Origin of the sequence: Nocardia sp. CA-119907 (assembly GCF_050955995.1) — a bacterium.
Classification (GTDB): Bacteria; Actinomycetota; Actinomycetes; order Mycobacteriales; family Mycobacteriaceae; genus Nocardia.
Genome location: NZ_CP192091.1, coordinates 749,300 through 766,083, shown reverse-complemented (window position 1 = coordinate 766,083; position 16,784 = coordinate 749,300). Strand labels below are relative to the sequence as shown.

Below are 16,784 nucleotides of genomic sequence, written 5' to 3'. Positions count from 1 at the left end.
ATGAGGGACTCATTTCGATGCTTCGGGGTACAACCCGGCGGCGCCGCCGCAGGTACATAGGAGACGCACAATGGCCGCTCGAATCGCCCAGACAACGGGGTCAGAGCACACGGCGATCCTCGGGCTCGGCGTATACCGCCCCGCCCGAATCGTCACGAACGACGAAGTGGCCGGGCCGATCAACTCGAGTGACGAGTGGATCCGCACCAGGTCCGGCATCAAGACCCGGCGGTTCGCCTCGGAGGAGGAGACCATCCAGTCCATGAGTGTCGCCGCCGCGCGCGACGCACTCGAATCCGCAGGCGTCGAGGTCGACCAGGTCGATTGCGTCATTGTGGCCACCTCCACCCACCTGCTGCTCACCCCGGCCGCCGGACCGCGGATCGCGACCGAGCTCGGGATGAACGGGGCGGCGGCCTTCGACGTCTCGGCGGGCTGCGCCGGCTTCTGTCACGCACTCGCGATGGCCTCGGATCTGGTGCGCTGCGGAACCGCCCAGCATGTGCTGGTGATCGGGGTCGAGAAGTTGACCGACACCGTGAATCCGACCGATCGCTCCACCGCATTCCTGTTCGCCGACGGCGCGGGAGCGGTAGTGGTCGGCCCATCGGAGGAGCAGGGCATCGGCCCGACGGTGTGGGGTTCGGACGGCACCCAGCACCACGCGATCCGCCAGGACAAGGACTGGATGGAGTACTTCCGGGAAATCGACGAGAAGGGCCTGGACGCGGTGCGGCCCTATCTCGCGATGGAAGGAACGGCGGTATTCCGCTGGGCCGCACATTCACTGGAAAAGGTGTGCCGCGACGCCATCGATCGCGCGGGCCTGTCCACCGACGACCTGGACGCGATGATTCCGCACCAGGCCAATGGCCGGATCATCGAGATCATGGCCCGGGTGCTGAAACTGCCCGAGCACTGCGCGCTGGCCAACGACATCGAGGAGACCGGAAATACCTCGGCCGCCTCGATTCCGCTGGCCATGGAGGCGCTGCTGCGCAACGGTGAGTCCAAGCCCGGCGATACCGCGCTGCTGATCGCCTTCGGCGCGGGTCTGTCCTATGCCGCACAGGTTGTCACACTGCCGAACTGGCAATAGCAATCTCGCGGTAGGAATTCAGCCCAGGCCCCAGGTGACCTTCACGGTGAAGGTCACCGTCTGGGTGCCGGGTTCCAACTGAAACGACTCGGGGGCACCGGCCTTCGGGTTGGTGTCTTCGCGGCTGCTGGCCTCGTTGATGGTGATGACATCGGTCAGCTTCATCCCGGCCAGCACCGCGTACTGATCGGCCCTGGACCTGGCGTCGGCGAAGGCGCGCGAGCGCGCGTCGGCGAGCAGCTTCGAATTGTCCTCGATCGCGAAAGATACTCCGCGCATGCGGGTTTCATTGCCACCCGCCTTGGTTCCGGCGTCCAGGATCGCCGAAGCCTTGGACAGATCGCGGATCACGATATGCACCGAGTTGGTGGCCCGGTAGCCGGAGATGACGCGTCCGTCCGGACCGTACTGCGGCTGGACGGAGACGTCCTTGGTCTGCACATCCTCGCGGCCGAGTCCGGCGGCGACCATGGCATCGGTCATCGCCTTGGACTTTTCATTGGCGCCGGAGATGGCCGCAGAGACGTTGTCGGCGTTCACCTCGACACCGAGATCGGCGTTCAGGGTATCGGGGGCACCGCGGACCTGACCGGTGCCGACCACCGTGACCTCGCGCTCGGGCGCCGAATCGGATTTACCGCATCCGGTGAACAGCAGGGCCGAACCGGCCACGGCGACAATGACTACCGAATAACGCGTATTGGGTCGCATAGTCGCAACCTACGCATCCGGCGCGGCCGTGCGCGGTAGAACACACTGCGCCGATCAGACGGTCGCCTCGACCACAGTCTTGATCTTGTCGAGCGTTTCCCGCATCCCGCGTTCGAGCAGTTCCTCGAAGGGCGCCTCGCCGCCGAGCGCGGCATCGATGGCCCGGCGGGAGAACCAGCTGGTGCCATTGGGCACATCGCGGCGTTCGACCAGCCGGGTGCCGGTGGCGGTCGGCTCCAGCGTGTAGCTCCATACGCTGTAGTTCTCGTTGATGCGAAATGCGAAGGCCTGGTTGGGCTCATAGCGCACAATGCGCGCGGTGGTCGGCCAGTACTTCTTGCCGTCGGTGTTGAGGTTGATCGTCCAAGTGCCCGCCTTCGGCGCGCCGAGCGCGACCATCCGCACACACTGCGGGCTGAACTCCCGCATGCGCTTCAGATCGGAGACGACGGCCCACACCCGCTCCGGCGGCGCGGCGATGTCGATAGCGGCTTCGATATTTTTCGGCAACGCTGCCTCCGGGAACCTCTAGCACTACTTGACGATTAGGCAACATCCTAGACGGCGGCTGTTGGAAGACGAATGGGTCACTTTTTCACGATTTGTTTGCCGGCCCTTGTAATAGCGCGCGCACAATATTGGATAGACGAAGCATCAGACACTGCCACAAGCTTTTCCGTCCAGCGTGAGGTGATCGGCCGTGAAACTGCGCTCACTCTTACATCGTCGACATGCGGACGAGGTCCCGCTGCTTCCTGCTATCGAACCCGAGCTCACCACCGCCAAGGGCATCGCCGCCAAGGGCTTCGCCGCGCCGCGCGGCAAGCGCAAGATCGTGCAGGAAGAACGACTGGAGCGCCTGCTCACCCCCAACGAACTCGACTTGGTGCGCGAACATCGAGTTTGACGAGCATTCCATACTCGATATGTGACTTCACCCGCTGCTACGAAGCCGGCCATCCTCAGTGTCGACGACGATCCGGGGGTCTCCCGTGCGGTCGTGCGCGACCTGCGCCGCCGTTATGGGGCCGATTACCGGATTCTGCGCGCGGAATCGGGCGCGGAGGCGCTCGACGCCCTGCGTGAGATGAAACTGCGCGGCCAGCCGGTCGCGGTACTGATCGCCGATTTCCGGATGCCGGGCATGGACGGCATCGAATTCCTCGAGCAGGCCATGGATCTGCACCCGTACGCGCGTCGGGTGCTGCTGACCGCCTATGCCGATACCAGTGCCGCTATCGATGCGATCAATGTCGTCGACCTGGACCACTATCTGCTCAAGCCGTGGGATCCACCGGAGGAGAAGCTGTATCCGGTGCTCGACGGACTACTGGAGGCCTGGCGCAGCAACGACCACAAACCCGTCACCGAGACCAAGGTGGTCGGCAATCGCTGGTCGCCGCGGTCATCGGAGGTGCGCGAGTTCCTGGCGCGCAATCAACTGCCCTACCGCTGGTATCTGGCTGAGGAGCCGGAGGGCGCACGGCTGCTGGAGGCGGCCGGCGCCGACCCCAATATCTGTCCGGTGGTGATCACCCCGGCCGGGCAGGCGCTGGTGCAGCCGAGCGACGGCGAACTCGCCGAAAGTGTCGGTCTCACCACCAATCCGACCGGCGACTTCTACGACCTGATCGTGGTCGGCGGTGGACCGGCCGGACTCGGCGCCGCGGTGTACGGCGCGTCCGAGGGACTGCGCACCGTGCTGGTGGAGCGCACCGCGACCGGCGGACAGGCCGGACAGAGTTCGCGCATCGAGAACTACCTCGGTTTTCCGGACGGCTTGTCCGGCGCGCAGCTGGCCGACCGGGCGCGGCGCCAGGCCGCCAAATTCGGGGCCGAGGTGATCACCACGCGCGAGGTGGTCGGGCTCGAGGTGAACGGATCCGCGCGCACCGTGCGCTTCGCCGACGGCGGGCGGCTCTGCGCGCATACGGTCATCATCGCAACGGGTGTGGACTACCGGCGCCATCCCGCCCCTGGTGTGGACGATTTCACCGGGCGCGGGGTCTATTACGGATCGGCCATGACGGAGGCCTCCGAATGCGCCGACCACGATGTCTACATCGTCGGCGGGGCGAATTCGGCGGGTCAGGCGGCGGTGTTCCTGTCCCGCAACGCGCGCACGGTGCATCTGGTGGTCCGCGCTGATTCGTTGGACAAGTCCATGTCGCACTATCTGATCCAGCAGATCGCCGCGATACCGAATATTCGCGTGCACACCAATACCGAGGTGACCGCCGCCGACGGCGAGGATCACCTGCAGTGGATCGTGCTGCGCAATAACGCGACCGGTGCGGAAGAAAAAGCCGAGGCCGAACGGTTGTTCCTGTTCATCGGCGCCGCACCGCAGACCGACTGGCTCGACGGAGTGATCAAGCGGGACGAGGCGGGCTATGTGCTCGCCGGTCCCGATCTGCTCGTCGACGGGGCCAGACCGACGGGCTGGGAGCTACCCAGACCGCCCCACCATCTGGAGACCAACGTGCCAGGGGTGTTCGTGGCGGGTGACGTACATGCCGACTCGGCGAAGCGAGTGGCGTCGGCGGTCGGTGAAGGCGCGATGGCGGTCATGCTCGTGCACCGGTACCTGGCGTGATAGGAGGCTGGACCATGAATTCGAGGGAGACGGCGGAGCGCAGCAGCCATTTGGTCTGCGATCCCGAGGAACTGCGCAGCCTCTTTCTGTTCGAGAAGCTCACCGATGCACAGCTGGAGCTGCTGTGTGCCGACGGACGCATCGAGATCGTCGAGCCGGGCCTGGTCTTCCGCGAGGGCGATCCGGCCACCTGCTTCTACGTCATGATCGACGGCGAGGTGCAGCTGACCAAGCTCTCCGGCGGTGCGGAGATCGAGATGTCGCGCACCGACTATCGCGGTGCGTACGCGGGTGCGTGGACCGCCTACCTCGGCGACAAGGCCGACCAGAACTACACCGCCTCGATGTATGTGACCCGGCGGTCGCGGTTCTTCGTACTCGACGCTGGCTCCTTCTCGCGGATGATGCACGAGTGGTTCCCGATGGCGGTGCATCTGCTCGAGGGCGCGTTCTTCGGTAACCGCAACAATCTCGAGCGGATCAACCAGCGCGAACGGCTGCTCGCCTTGGGCTCGCTGTCGGCGGGCCTGACCCATGAGCTGAACAATCCGGCCGCCGCCGCGGTGCGCGCCACCGCCGGATTGCGCGATCGGATCGCCGGCATGCGGCACAAGTTGGCGATGATGGCCCAGGGCAAATTCGACACCACATCCCTGGAGGCGCTGGTGCGTCTGCAGGAGGAGGCCGCGGCCCAGGTCGCGAAGGCACCGGAGCTGACGACCCTGGAGGCCGCCGAGCGCGAGGACATCCTCAGTGAATGGCTGGAGGACCACGGGATCGACGACGGCTGGAATCTGGCGCCGAATTTCGTCCAGGCCGGCTTCGATGTGGATTGGCTGGAACGGGTTTCGGCCACCTTGGAGGGCTGCCCGGCCCAGGTGTTCCAGGGGGCGTTCCGGTGGCTGAACTACACCATCGAGACCGAACTGCTGATGAACGAGATCGCCGACTCGACCACCCGCATCTCCACCTTGATCGGTGCGGCCAAGCAGTATTCGCAGATGGACCGGGCGCCGTTCCAGGTGGTCGACATCCATGACCTACTCGACAGCACGCTGGTGATGCTCAGTCGCAAGATCGGCGACGGTGTCAAGGTGGTCAAGGAGTACGACCGCACGCTGCCGGAAGTGCCCTGCTACGCGGCGGAATTGAATCAGGTGTGGACCAACCTGATCGATAACGCGGTGTACGCGATGAACGGTAGCGGCACGCTGACCATCCGCACCCGGCACGAAAACGATTGCGCCGTTATCGAAATCGGCGATACCGGGCCCGGCGTGCCCGCGGAGGCGCGCAGCCGTATCTTCGAACCGTTCTTCACCACCAAGCCGGTGGGCGAGGGCACCGGTCTCGGCCTGGATATTTCGTTTCGGATCGTGGTGAACAAACACCACGGCGATATTCAGCTCGACTCCGAGCCGGGCAACACCAGGTTCACCGTGTGGCTCCCGCTGCACCGCCCCGAAGAAACCGACGACATCGAGGCGCAGTCCGTAGCCGATACAGGAGGTCAGTGATGACGCAGGAACTGGATGGCATCGACCCGGCAGTCGCGCCCAGCGGTCCCGGCTGTATGGAATGTGAAGCGGCCAATGGCTGGTGGGTCCACCTGCGCCGGTGCGCGCAGTGCGGGCACATCGGCTGCTGTGACACCTCACCGGAGCAGCACGCCTCCCAGCATGCCAAGGACACTGGGCACCCGTTCATCCAGAGCTATGAGCCGGGCGAGGATTGGTTCTTCGATTTCCGCTCCGACGAGATGTACAGCGGCGGACCGGAACTCGCGCCGCCGACACATCATCCGGTGGACCAGCCGGTGCCGGGTCCGCGCGGCCGGGTGCCCGCCGACTGGCAGGAGCATATCCACTGACATCAGGGATCGTTTGGAAAACCGCAAGGGGCGCACCGCACTGTGGGCTCCATGACACCCAGCCGATCCAACCCGGTACCCTGCACCGGACGCGCCGGAGACTCCGGTGCCGCGAGTTACCGGGGAACGCACGTGATCAAGCGAGTTACCGCCATCGCCCTGGCCACCGGGGCGGTGGCCTTCGCGCTGGCCGGATGTGGCAGTTCGGACGATTCCAGTACCGACGCGAACGGTCTACGCAAGGGCGCGACGGGCACGAGTGCGCCCGCGAGCACCACGGCCGCGCGCCCGACCGGCACCGCGCCGACCACGAACGCCGACGCACCGACCACCACCAAGCCCACGGCGGGCAATTCCTCGCTCGGCCCAGCGTCGAGCACCACCTGCGGTGAGTTCAAGAAGTTGGACAGCACCGAGGAGAAGGGGCTGATCGAGAAGGTGCTCGCGGAGAATCCGGGCAGTGCGTTCGAGGGCAGCCCGAATGTCGCCCTCGGCACCGCCAAACTCGTCTGCCTGGCCCCCACCTACGCCGACACCCCGGTCGCGGTGGCTGCCGGGATCGTCGAAAAGGACAAGTAGGGCCGCGCTGCTCGGTCGCAGCACCAACGGCACATACACAGAACGCGCGTACACAGCGGGCAGGCGCTGTGTACGCGCGTTCTGCTCATGGCGCGACTATCAGGGCTGACCGGTGGCGAACGCGATCACGGCGTCGAGGAACTCCTGGCCGCCCATGACGTATCCGCCGATCAGCGCACCGGCCGGGATGCTGATGATCCACAGGAAGGGGATGAAGGCCCCGATGACGGCACCGATGACGATGCCCGGCAGGTTCTTGTTGACCTGCTCCATGAGCCGGTCGTAGGAGCTGATGTCCTTCAGCCCCGCAATGTCCTTCAGCTTCGCGGTGTCCGTCGGGGTCATCGTCGAATTCAGCGCGAGGGTGTGGCCGTCCGCGCTGATCTGCTGGCTCATCGCGATCGGGAGTCCCGCGACCTCGGAGTGCAGCGGCACCTGGTCCACCGTCACGCCGTCGTCGGACTTCAGCAGCACTGCGGCACCGTCCGAGGCGAGCTCGAACCGGCCACTGTCAACCGCCCAGGTGATGGTCTTATCAGTTGGGGAAACCGTTGTGTGGTAGTTGATTCCGTGTGCATTACCAGAAGTCACGTCCCCCTGGGTCACTGCCGCCGGCTGGTCAGTCGCCACGGCGGGCTGCCCATTGGCGGTGGCCGCGGTAATCCCCACCGCGGTGACGGCCATGAAGACAGCAGTAGTGATCTTTCCGAACTTCATTTCTTGAATTCCCTCCACTTTGTTGTCCCGCCCGACAAGGGGCGGGACCAGAACGTTAGCGTGCGGAATTCGTTGTCGCACATCGGGGTTCGTCAGTCATGAAATCACTGACAATTGCCGAAGTTTAGCTATGCACACTTTCATGTATCGATTCGGGATGCGGTCGGGCCACATGAGGAATGCCCTACATTTGCTCGAGCCGAGCCTCTAAATCCGAAACATTCGTTCGTCATATCGCAAGTGAGCCGAAGGTCCCGGCCGATCCGCAGTGGGGCGACGTGATTGGCCGACGTCAGCGGGAGCGACTCGGACAGGCGTACCAGTCTTCGGGGCGAAATTACTGGTCAGAGCACACTGCCGCGATTACCCGTCCGACCGGCGAAATTCGACGACGATCCGCGACCGTTTTCGGTTCCGTGAGTACATTCACAATTTCGGGGTGCAGCCAGGCAAATACTGGATCGGGGCACTCGCCGGCGAGGATTTTCCGCGTATCACGGATCTTTCCGACGGACCGCCGACCAACCGGGGCCGGACGCGGGCAGAATGACACGGTGGCAGAACTGGCACTCACCGCGCGACTGAACCCCTCCGCCGCCGACGCCAGGCGCGGGGTGGTCCGGCTGCATCCGGAGGCACTGACCGCGCTCGGGCTGCGGGAATGGGACGGGATCGCGCTCGTCGGGTCGCGGCGCACCGCGGCGGTGGTCGGGGTGGCCCCGGCCGGCACACCGGCCGGGGTGGCGCTCCTCGATGACGTCACGCTGTCCAACGCCGGGCTGCGCGAGGACGCGAATGTGGTGGTGTCACCCGCGACGGTGTACGGCGCCAGACAGATCTCGGTGAGCGGTTCGGTCCATGCCACCAGAACCATTCCGGCGGCGACGCTGCGGCAGGCACTGCTCGGCAAGGTGGTGACCGTCGGCGACGCGGTATCGCTGCTACCCCGCGATCTCGGCCCCGATATCAGCTCTTCGGCTGCCACCCAGGCGCTTTCGCGTACCTTCGGCATCGCGTGGACCACCGAACTGCTGACCGTCACCGCGACCGATCCCGGCCGTGCTCCGGTGAGCGTGCAGCCGAATACCGCGGTCGTATGGGGTGCGGGTGCGGTGGCGGCCCGGGATTCCGCCGATCGGGCGGCGGCCGGGCTACCGAGCCCGACCGGTGAGTCCGCGCGCGGCGTCACCGAGGCCGCGGCCATCCAGACCATGACGGCGACCGACGGCGCGGGCGCGGGCTGGAGTACGACGATCGGTGCATCCGCCATCACGGTCGAGGAGCTGGCGGGCGCGCACGGGCAGGCCGCGAAACTGCAGGAATGGCTCAGCCTCGCACTCGATGAACCGGAGCTGCTGAAAGCCCTCGGCGCCACACCCCATCTCGGGGTGTTGATCACCGGTCCGGCCGGGGTCGGCAAGGCCACCATGGCACGCGCGGTGGCCGCGCCACGACGCATCGTCGAACTGGACGGCCCGACGGTCGGCGCGGCCGAGAGCGGCGCGCGGTTGCGCGAGGTCGGCGACGCGGTGGCCGAAATCTGTTCCGGGCGTGGCGGAATCCTGCTCATCACCGATATCGACGCACTGCTGCCCACGCCGGCCGAACCGGTCGCCACCCTCATCCTGGATCAGCTGCGCGCGGCGATCGCGGCACCCGTCGTCGCCTTCCTCGCCACCACGGCGCATCCGGCCGGAATCGATCCGCGACTGCGGGCGCCGGATCTGTGCGATCGCGAGCTCGCGCTCGCGCTGCCGACCGCGGCGGTGCGCAAGGCGCTGCTGGAGCAGTTGCTGCGCAAGGTGCCGACCAAGGATCTGAAGCTCGACGAAATATCGGTGCGCACACCGGGATTCGTGGTCTCCGATCTGGCCGCGCTGTGCCGGGAGGCGGCGCTGCGGGCGGCATCGCGAGCCAGTAAACAGCATTCGGAGCCGGAGCTGACGCAGGCGGATCTGCTCGGCGCCACCGAGGTGATCCGGCCGCTATCACGTTCCGGCACAGAGGAACTCGCGATCGGCAGCCTCAGCCTCGATGACGTCGGCGATATGGTCGAGACCAAAGAAGCACTGACCGAAACCGTGCTGTGGCCGCTGCGACACCCGGATTCGTTCGCCCGCCTCGGCATCCATCCACCGCGCGGCGTACTGCTCTACGGCCCGCCCGGCTGCGGCAAGACGTTCCTGGTACGCGCGCTGGCCGGCACCGGCCAGCTCAGCGTGCACGCGGTCAAGGGTGCGGAGTTGATGGACAAATGGGTGGGCGCATCCGAACGGGCGGTGCGCGAATTGTTCCAGCGCGCACGCGATTCCGCACCCTCGCTGATCTTTTTGGACGAGGTGGACGCGCTCGCGCCGCGGCGCGGTCAGAACAGCGATTCCGGTGTCGGCGATCGCGTGGTCGCGGCACTGCTCACCGAACTCGACGGCGTGGAACCGCTGCGTGATGTGGTGGTCCTCGGCGCGACGAACCGCCCGGAACTGATCGATCCGGCACTGCTGCGGCCCGGTCGGCTGGAACGGCTGATCTTCGTGCCGCCGCCGGACACCGACGCTCGACTGGAAATCCTGCGAGCCGCCGGAAAGTCGGTACCGCTGGCCGCCGATGTCGACCTCGTCGCGCTCGCTGCCGATCTGGACGGCTACTCCGCGGCCGATTGCAGTGCCCTGTTGCGCGAGGCCGCACTGGCCGCCATGCGCCGCGATGTGGCGGCCGCCGATGTCACCGCCGCGGATGTCGCGGCGGCCAGGGCGGTGGTGCGACCGTCACTCGATGCCGATCAGGTCGAGTCGCTGCGCCGATACGCCGATACTCGGCGATAGCCGTCATCGATGAGCGCAAACCCCTGGTAATCGGCTTCTTCCTGGGGTTTTCCCAAATCCGACATATGCGGGCGATGTGGGCGTAATCACAGGTTCCCGGGCTGAGCGCGAGTAAGTTCGACCAGGTGCACAAGATCGGCAATGCGGTCGACACGATCACGGCCTGCGTCGGGGCCGCGGTCGCGGGCGTCGCGATGTTCCTGCCGATCAATTTCAGCTGGACCGCGGACACCTCGCCCTATCGGCTGGCCAGCCTCAACAACAGTGTTCCGCGCGGGGCCGCGATAGGAGTGATCGTGGCGGTCTCGGTCGCGGTGCTGGTGACCACCTTCAGCAAGCCGATGATGGCGTGGGCGGCGGCGCTCGCCGCGGCGTTCAGCATGGATATCAACCACTTTGCCGGACGCCATGTGTCCTCGGCCGACATGCTGACCACGCAGAACTATCTGGATTCGATCCTGGCCGGAGTGCTACTCGGCGCACTGGGCGCCGCGGTACTGCGGCGACCGGGTCCGGCGGCCGGATTCGCGATCGGCGGCGCGGGATTCTTCGTCTACGGTGATCTGGCCGAGTTGATGGAGACCACCGACGGCGATCCGTATTCGGTGCTGGAGACACCGCCGCGCTGGCTCATCGGGGTGGCGGTGGTGTTGCTCATCATCAGTACACTGCGCAACCGATCCCAGCCCAAGCAGCCGAGTTCGCCGACGACGGTCATCGAACTTCCGGTGACGCCGATCCTGGCCTCGATGGTGCTGGCACTGGTGATCCTGGCGATTACCGAATGGCTGGCGCGCCAATATCAGCACGCACCCGATGTCGGTCACGCGGTCGAGATCGGGATGGCGGTGGCCGCGACCGTCATCGCCGCCACCGCCGCGGCCATGCTGCTGCCCCGCCGGGACGGGTCCGGGGTGTATCTCGCGGTGAGTCTGGTCGCCGCCGCCGACGCGGTCGGCGGCGACCCGAGGCCCGGTTGGAGCATCGCCGCGTTGCTTGTGCTCACCGCGCTCGGGCTGCTGGTCGGGATCCGCCTGCCCTCGATGTTCCTCGCCATCCTGATGATCGCCGGGCTCGCGGTATTCGCGCTGCTGAAATCGGCCAACGTCCATGGCTATGTGGTCGCGGCCAGCAGCGCCCTCATCGCCCTTGCGGCCGGTTACTGTTGCGGCGCCGCCTGGCCCCGCTACGCGCCGAGCGGCGTACTCGCCATCGCGGCGCTGTATCTGCCCTCGATAATCACCGCACTGCCGCACGACTCCGCCGAATGGCCGCCGGCCGGGAGCGCCAGCCACCAAACGCTGGCGGGCCGCACCGCGCTCGCCATCGTCGGCGGATGTGCCCTCGGATTGGTGGTACTGCGCCGAATCCGGCCGCGTCGCCGACCGAAGCCGGACCACCCCGTCGCAGGCGAGTCGGTAGCGGACATATAGCCCCATCGCGCGGAGATGGCATACGCCATACCGGCTCGGCCGACGAAAGTCCCAGGCCCCAAGTAAGATCATGCGCATCACCCCGCCGCAACTACCCGACGGAGTGCAGTTTGCTCGTAATCCTGCTCGCGCTCGCGATGGCCGCACTGACGGCTCCCCTGTGCGTGCGGATGCTGGGGCGCAACGGTTTCTACGTACTCGCGCTGGTGCCGTTCGGCTGCCTCGGCTGGGTGATCGCAAATTGGGGTAGTACACAGCGGGTTCGGGTCGGCTGGGCGCCGAGTATCGAGATGAATATCGATCTGCGCTTCGATGCGCTGGCGGCGATCATGTCCGCGCTGGTGCTCGGCATCGGAGCGCTGATTCTGACCTATTGCGCCCGGTATTTCGAGGACGACGAACCCCGGCTCGGGATATTCGCCGCACAGTTGGTCGCCTTCGCCGCGGCCATGTTCGGGCTGGTCACCAGCGATAACATGTTGCTGCTCTTCGTCTTCTGGGAAATGACGACGGTGTTGTCGTTCCTCTTGGTCGGCCACAATGCCGAGCAGGCCGTGAGTCGGCGGGCGGCGATTCAGGCGCTCTTGGTGACCGGCGCGGGTGGGCTGGCGATGCTGGTCGGGATCGTCATCCTGGGGCAGGTCGGCGGCAGCTATCTGCTGTCGGATCTGCTTGCCGGGCCGCCGACGGGCGGCGCGGCGACGGTAGCGGTGGTGCTGCTGCTGGTCGGGGCGTTGAGCAAATCGGCCATCGTGCCGCTGCACTTCTGGTTGCCGGGCGCGATGGCGGCGCCGACACCGGTGAGCGCGTATCTGCACGCGGCGGCCATGGTGAAGGCGGGTGTGTATCTGGTTGCCAGGCTCGCACCGGCGTTCGCCGGTAGCCCGGCCTGGCATCCGCTGATCCTCACCCTCGGCGTGGCATCGATGGTGCTCGCGGGGTTGCGGTCGCTGCAGGTGACCGATCTGAAGTTGGTGCTCGCCTTCGGCACGGTGAGCCAGTTGGGGCTGCTGATCCTGCTGGTCGGGGTCGGCACACCCGATGCGGCATCGGCCGGGACGGCATTGATCGTGGCGCACGCGCTTTTCAAGGCGTGTTTGTTCATGGTGGTCGGGATCATCGATCACGGGGCCGGGACGCGCGATCTGCGGGAACTGTCAGGGCTGGGACGTCGGGCTCCGGTTCTGCGCGCGGTAGCGGTGCTCGCCGCGCTGAGCATGGCCGGGATACCGCCGCTGCTCGGATTCGTCGGCAAGGAGAGCGCGCTGGGCGCGATCCTGGACGCGGATATCCTCGCCGAGCCGGCCAGGTTGGTGCTGGTTGCCGGTGTCGTGCTCGGATCCATGTTGACGGTCGGCTACAGCATCCGATTCATCTGGGCCGCCTTCGCGGATAGGGATCTGCCGCCCCGCGCAGCGGATGTCGACGGCGGTTCGCACGGGCGCGGTCACTGGCATGCGCCGGGCGTGACGTTGCTGGGCGCGCCCGCGCTGCTCGCGGTCGGCGGCTTGGTCGCTGGCCTTGTCGCACCACAGCTGGATCGGCTGCTGAACCCCTATGCGAAATCCCTGCCCGGCGTGCTCGACTCGCATCTGACACTCTGGCACGGGTTCAATACCCCACTGGCACTGACCATTCTGATCATCGGCGTGGGCATCGTGTTGTTCCGCATGCGCGGTCGCATCGGCGAGTCCGCGACGCTGCTCGGCAATGCCGACCGCGCCTACGACGCCACCCTGCGGGCCATGGACCGGCTGTCGCTGCGGATGACCGGTGCCGTGCAGCGCGGTTCGCTGCCGCTGAGCCAGGCGGCGATCCTGGTGACGCTGATCCTGCTGCCGACGGTGCTGCTCGCGGTCGGCACCCGCACCGGTGTTCGCCTACGCCTGTGGGATTCGCCGTTCCAGACGGTGATCGCCGCGATCATGGTCGCCATGGCGCTCTGCGCGACCGTGCTGCGCAACCGGTTGGCCAGCGTGCTGGTCGTCGGTGTCACCGGCTACGGCTGCGGTGTGATCTTCGCGCTGCACGGCGCGCCCGATCTGGCGCTCACCCAATTCCTGGTCGAGACACTGACTTTGGTGATCTTCGTATTGGTACTGCGAGCCTTCCCGGCGGAGATCGACGAAAGCCGCACGGCCGCATTCACAGTGCGCAGGGCCATCCTGTCCGTGCTGGTCGGTGCGACGGTGGCGGTACTGGCCGCCTTCGCCATCGCCGCGCGCTCGACCGAACCCATCTGGCATCTGATCCCCGATGCCGCATACACCTTCGGGGGCGGCAAGAACGCGGTCAATGTCCTGCTGGTCGATATCCGGGCCTGGGACACTCTCGGTGAGATCTCGGTGCTCGTCGTGGCGGCGACCGGTGTCGCGTCACTGGTGTTCCGCAGTCGGCGCTTCGGCAGCGCCCCGCGCGCGGTGGATGCCCCGAACTACGACCCGGACCTGGTGAGCTGGCTGCCCGCGGGCCGGTTGGTGGATCGGCGCTACCGATCGATGGTTCTGCAGATAACCACCCGGCTGGTCTTCCCGACCATCATGGTGCTGTCGGTGTACTTCTTCTTCTCCGGCCACAATGCCCCCGGCGGTGGCTTCGCGGGCGGGCTCACCGCCGGTCTCGCGCTGACGCTGCGCTATCTCGCGGGTGGCCGCTATGAACTCGGCGAGGCACTGCCCGTCGACGCGGGACATCTGCTCGGCGCCGGACTGGCGCTGGCCGCCGGAACCGCGGCCACTTCGCTGCTGGTCGGCGCGCCGCCGCTGTCCTCGGCGCTGCTGGAGGTGACGCTGCCGGCGCTCGGGCACGTCAAGCTGGTCACCGCGCTGTTCTTCGATCTCGGTGTCTATTTGATCGTGGTCGGCCTGGTCCTGGACGTGTTGCGCAGCCTCGGCGCCCGCCTGGACAGCGAACTGGCCACCGCCGAGGACGATTCCACCTCGGCGCGCGGAGGTTTCCAGTGAGTGCGAATCTGACCCTGCTGATCCTGATCGGGATTCTCGTCGCGTGCGGGGTCTATCTGATCCTCGAACGCGCGGTATCGAAAATGCTGCTGGGCATGATCCTGTTCGGCAATGCGGTGAATCTGCTGATCCTCACCGTCGGCGGGCCGCACGGCCGCCCACCCATCCGCGGCGAGGCCGAGTCGGAGATGGCCGATCCGCTGGCGCAAGCGATGATGCTCACCGCGATCGTGATCACCATGGGCCTGGCGGCTTTCGTGCTCGCGCTCGCCTATCGCTCCTACATCCTCACCACCACCGAGACGGTGCAGAACGATCCGGAGGACGTCGAGGTCGCCGCCCGGCGCGAGGGCGAGGATCCGGAGCATTGAGCGATCCGCTGACCACACTCGCACCGCTGCCGGTCCTGGTGCCATTGCTCGGGGCGGCGGGCACACTGGTGTTCGGACGACGGCCCCGCATCCAGCGCACGCTGATGTTGGCCGTGCTCGCCGCCGGGGTCGTGATCTGCGCAATGCTGTTGTATCTGGTCGATCGCGACGGCACCACCGCGCTGCAGGTCGGCGGCTGGGGCACACCGATCGGCATCACACTGGTGGTCGACCGGCTCTCCGCGGCAATGCTGCTCGTCTCCGCGATCGTCTTGCTCGCGGTCTCTGCCTACGGTGCGGGCCAGAATATTCGCGATGGTGACGAGCGGCAGCCGACCTCGATCTATCGGCCCACCTATCTCGTACTCACCGCGGGTGTTTCGGCCGCCTTCCTCGCTGGCGATCTGTTCAACCTGTTCGTCGGCTTCGAAATCCTGCTCGCCGCATCCTTTGTGCTGCTCACCGTCGGCGCGACCGCGGACCGGATCCGGGCCGGTATCGCGTACGTGATGGTCTCGATGGTGTCGTCGCTGATCTTCCTGACCGGTATCGCACTGGCCTACGCGACCACCGGAACACTGAATCTGGCCCAGCTGGCCGTGCGAATGAGCGAGGCGCCCAACGGCATTCGAATGTCCGTCTACGCGGTACTGCTGGTGGCCTTCGGCATCAAGGCGGCGGTCTTCCCGCTGTCGAACTGGCTGCCCGACTCCTACCCCACCGCCCCCGCCCCGGTGACCGCCGTATTCGCGGGCCTGCTGACGAAAGTCGGTGTGTACGCGATCATCCGGACCCACACACTGTTGTTCCCCGACGGCGGTTTCGACGACATACTGCTGGTCTGCGGCCTGCTCACCATGCTGATCGGCATACTCGGCGCGATCGCGCAGAGCGATATCCGACGGCTGCTGTCGTTCACGCTGGTGAGCCACATCGGGTACATGGTGTTCGGCATCGGACTCTCCACCGCCGCCGGACTGTCCGGCGCGGTGTTCTATGTGGCGCATCACATTCTGGTGCAGACCACACTGTTCCTGGTGGTCGGACTGATCGAGCGGCAGGCGGGTTCGGTATCGCTGCGCCGACTCGGCGGTTTGGCGGCGGCGAGTCCGCTGCTGGCCATCCTGTTCCTGGTGCCAGCCTTGAATCTCGGTGGCATACCGCCGTTTTCGGGATTCATCGGCAAGGTCGCCCTCCTGCAGGCGGGTGCAGCGGACGGCAGCGTACTGGCCTGGGTGCTGATCGGGGGTTCGGTGGTGACCAGTCTGCTCACCCTGTACGCCGTCGCGCGGGTGTGGAGCAAGGCGTTCTGGCGGCCGCGCGCCGAGGCACCCGAGGGACACCTCACCGCGGCGAAACCGCCGACGCTGGTGGAGGATTCCACCGATGTGCTCTATGACGAGCGCACCGATCCCGGGCGGATGCCTTTGCTGATGGTGCTGTCGACGGCAGCGCTGGTGGTGGTCGGTCTCTGCCTGACCGTCTTCGCCGGTCCGATCCTGCGCATCGCCGATCGAGCGGCGACGGACCTGAGCGATCCCACGGTGTATGTCGGTGCGGTGCTGGGCGATTCATCCGCCGACCACGGCAAATCGAATAAGGGACCGATCCGATGAGCGAGCG

The 16,784-nt window shown here is 66.4% G+C and carries 14 protein-coding genes; 11 read left to right on the top strand and 3 right to left on the bottom strand.

What is annotated here, in order from left to right:
• Positions 1–70 precede the first annotated feature (70 nt).
• Positions 71–1,099, top strand: coding sequence for a beta-ketoacyl-ACP synthase III (locus tag ACQP2D_RS03605; RefSeq protein ID WP_433682300.1), 1,029 nt, complete (start codon positions 71–73; stop codon positions 1,097–1,099).
• A gap of 18 nt (positions 1,100–1,117) precedes the next feature.
• Here ACQP2D_RS03605 and ACQP2D_RS03600 read toward each other — a convergent pair whose 3' ends face one another.
• Complete coding sequence (locus tag ACQP2D_RS03600) at positions 1,118–1,810, bottom strand: SIMPL domain-containing protein (protein ID WP_433682299.1); 693 nt, start codon at positions 1,808–1,810, stop codon at positions 1,118–1,120.
• 54 nt (positions 1,811–1,864) lie between these two features.
• The gene (locus ACQP2D_RS03595; protein ID WP_433682298.1) at positions 1,865–2,320 is read right to left on the bottom strand and encodes an SRPBCC family protein; all 456 of its coding nucleotides are present in this window, start codon (positions 2,318–2,320) and stop codon (positions 1,865–1,867) included.
• 190 nt (positions 2,321–2,510) lie between these two features.
• Here ACQP2D_RS03595 and ACQP2D_RS03590 point away from each other — a divergent pair, with 190 nt between their 5' ends.
• The 5 genes from ACQP2D_RS03590 (at position 2,511) to ACQP2D_RS03570 (ending at position 6,855) form a co-directional block, all read left to right on the top strand.
• The gene (locus ACQP2D_RS03590; RefSeq protein ID WP_433682297.1) at positions 2,511–2,717 is read left to right on the top strand and encodes a hypothetical protein; all 207 of its coding nucleotides are present in this window, start codon (positions 2,511–2,513) and stop codon (positions 2,715–2,717) included.
• Between the two features lie 21 nt (positions 2,718–2,738).
• On the top strand, positions 2,739–4,406 hold the full coding sequence (locus ACQP2D_RS03585) for an FAD-dependent oxidoreductase (RefSeq protein WP_433682296.1): 1,668 nt from the start codon (positions 2,739–2,741) through the stop codon (positions 4,404–4,406).
• A 14-nt stretch (positions 4,407–4,420) separates the two neighbouring features.
• A complete protein-coding gene (locus tag ACQP2D_RS03580; RefSeq protein ID WP_433682295.1) occupies positions 4,421–5,923 on the top strand; it encodes an ATP-binding protein in 1,503 nt (500 codons plus the stop codon).
• Positions 5,923–6,276, top strand: a complete 354-nt coding sequence (locus ACQP2D_RS03575) for a UBP-type zinc finger domain-containing protein (RefSeq protein ID WP_433682294.1) — start codon at positions 5,923–5,925, stop codon at positions 6,274–6,276. Before ACQP2D_RS03580 ends, ACQP2D_RS03575 begins: the two co-directional genes overlap by 1 nt.
• A 132-nt stretch (positions 6,277–6,408) precedes the next feature.
• Positions 6,409–6,855: a hypothetical protein gene (locus ACQP2D_RS03570; protein ID WP_433682293.1), complete on the top strand. Its 447-nt coding sequence runs from the start codon at positions 6,409–6,411 to the stop codon at positions 6,853–6,855.
• A 99-nt stretch (positions 6,856–6,954) separates the two neighbouring features.
• Here the strand turns inward: ACQP2D_RS03570 and ACQP2D_RS03565 are convergent, their stop codons facing one another.
• Positions 6,955–7,572 (bottom strand): hypothetical protein, encoded by a 618-nt coding sequence (locus ACQP2D_RS03565; RefSeq protein WP_433682292.1) that lies wholly within the window; start codon positions 7,570–7,572, stop codon positions 6,955–6,957.
• Between the two features lie 554 nt (positions 7,573–8,126).
• On the opposite strand from ACQP2D_RS03565, the gene ACQP2D_RS03560 reads away from it, so the two are divergent.
• The 5 genes from ACQP2D_RS03560 (at position 8,127) to ACQP2D_RS03540 (ending at position 16,777) form a co-directional block, all read left to right on the top strand.
• Positions 8,127–10,394, top strand: coding sequence for an AAA family ATPase (locus ACQP2D_RS03560; protein ID WP_433682291.1), 2,268 nt, complete (start codon positions 8,127–8,129; stop codon positions 10,392–10,394).
• A 125-nt stretch (positions 10,395–10,519) separates the two neighbouring features.
• Entirely contained in the window at positions 10,520–11,827 is a 1,308-nt protein-coding gene (locus ACQP2D_RS03555; RefSeq protein WP_433682290.1) for a hypothetical protein, read from the top strand.
• A gap of 110 nt (positions 11,828–11,937) precedes the next feature.
• Positions 11,938–14,790 (top strand): Na+/H+ antiporter subunit A, encoded by a 2,853-nt coding sequence (locus ACQP2D_RS03550; protein ID WP_433682289.1) that lies wholly within the window; start codon positions 11,938–11,940, stop codon positions 14,788–14,790.
• A complete protein-coding gene (locus ACQP2D_RS03545) occupies positions 14,787–15,161 on the top strand; it encodes a Na(+)/H(+) antiporter subunit C (protein ID WP_433682288.1) in 375 nt (124 codons plus the stop codon). The genes ACQP2D_RS03550 and ACQP2D_RS03545 overlap by 4 nt, the downstream gene beginning before the upstream one ends.
• Positions 15,158–16,777, top strand: coding sequence for a Na+/H+ antiporter subunit D (locus tag ACQP2D_RS03540; RefSeq protein ID WP_433682287.1), 1,620 nt, complete (start codon positions 15,158–15,160; stop codon positions 16,775–16,777). The genes ACQP2D_RS03545 and ACQP2D_RS03540 overlap by 4 nt, the downstream gene beginning before the upstream one ends.
• Positions 16,778–16,784 lie beyond the last annotated feature (7 nt).

What these genes read in the sequence shown, in the direction of transcription:
- ACQP2D_RS03605 (WP_433682300.1), top strand. Translation starts at nt 71, where the DNA reads ATGGCCGCTCGAATCGCCCAGACAACGGGGTCAGAGCACACGGCGATC.
- ACQP2D_RS03600 (WP_433682299.1), bottom strand. Translation starts at nt 1,810, where the DNA reads ATGCGACCCAATACGCGTTATTCGGTAGTCATTGTCGCCGTGGCCGGT.
- ACQP2D_RS03580 (WP_433682295.1), top strand. Translation starts at nt 4,421, where the DNA reads ATGAATTCGAGGGAGACGGCGGAGCGCAGCAGCCATTTGGTCTGCGAT.
- ACQP2D_RS03575 (WP_433682294.1), top strand. Translation starts at nt 5,923, where the DNA reads ATGACGCAGGAACTGGATGGCATCGACCCGGCAGTCGCGCCCAGCGGT.
- ACQP2D_RS03565 (WP_433682292.1), bottom strand. Translation starts at nt 7,572, where the DNA reads ATGAAGTTCGGAAAGATCACTACTGCTGTCTTCATGGCCGTCACCGCG.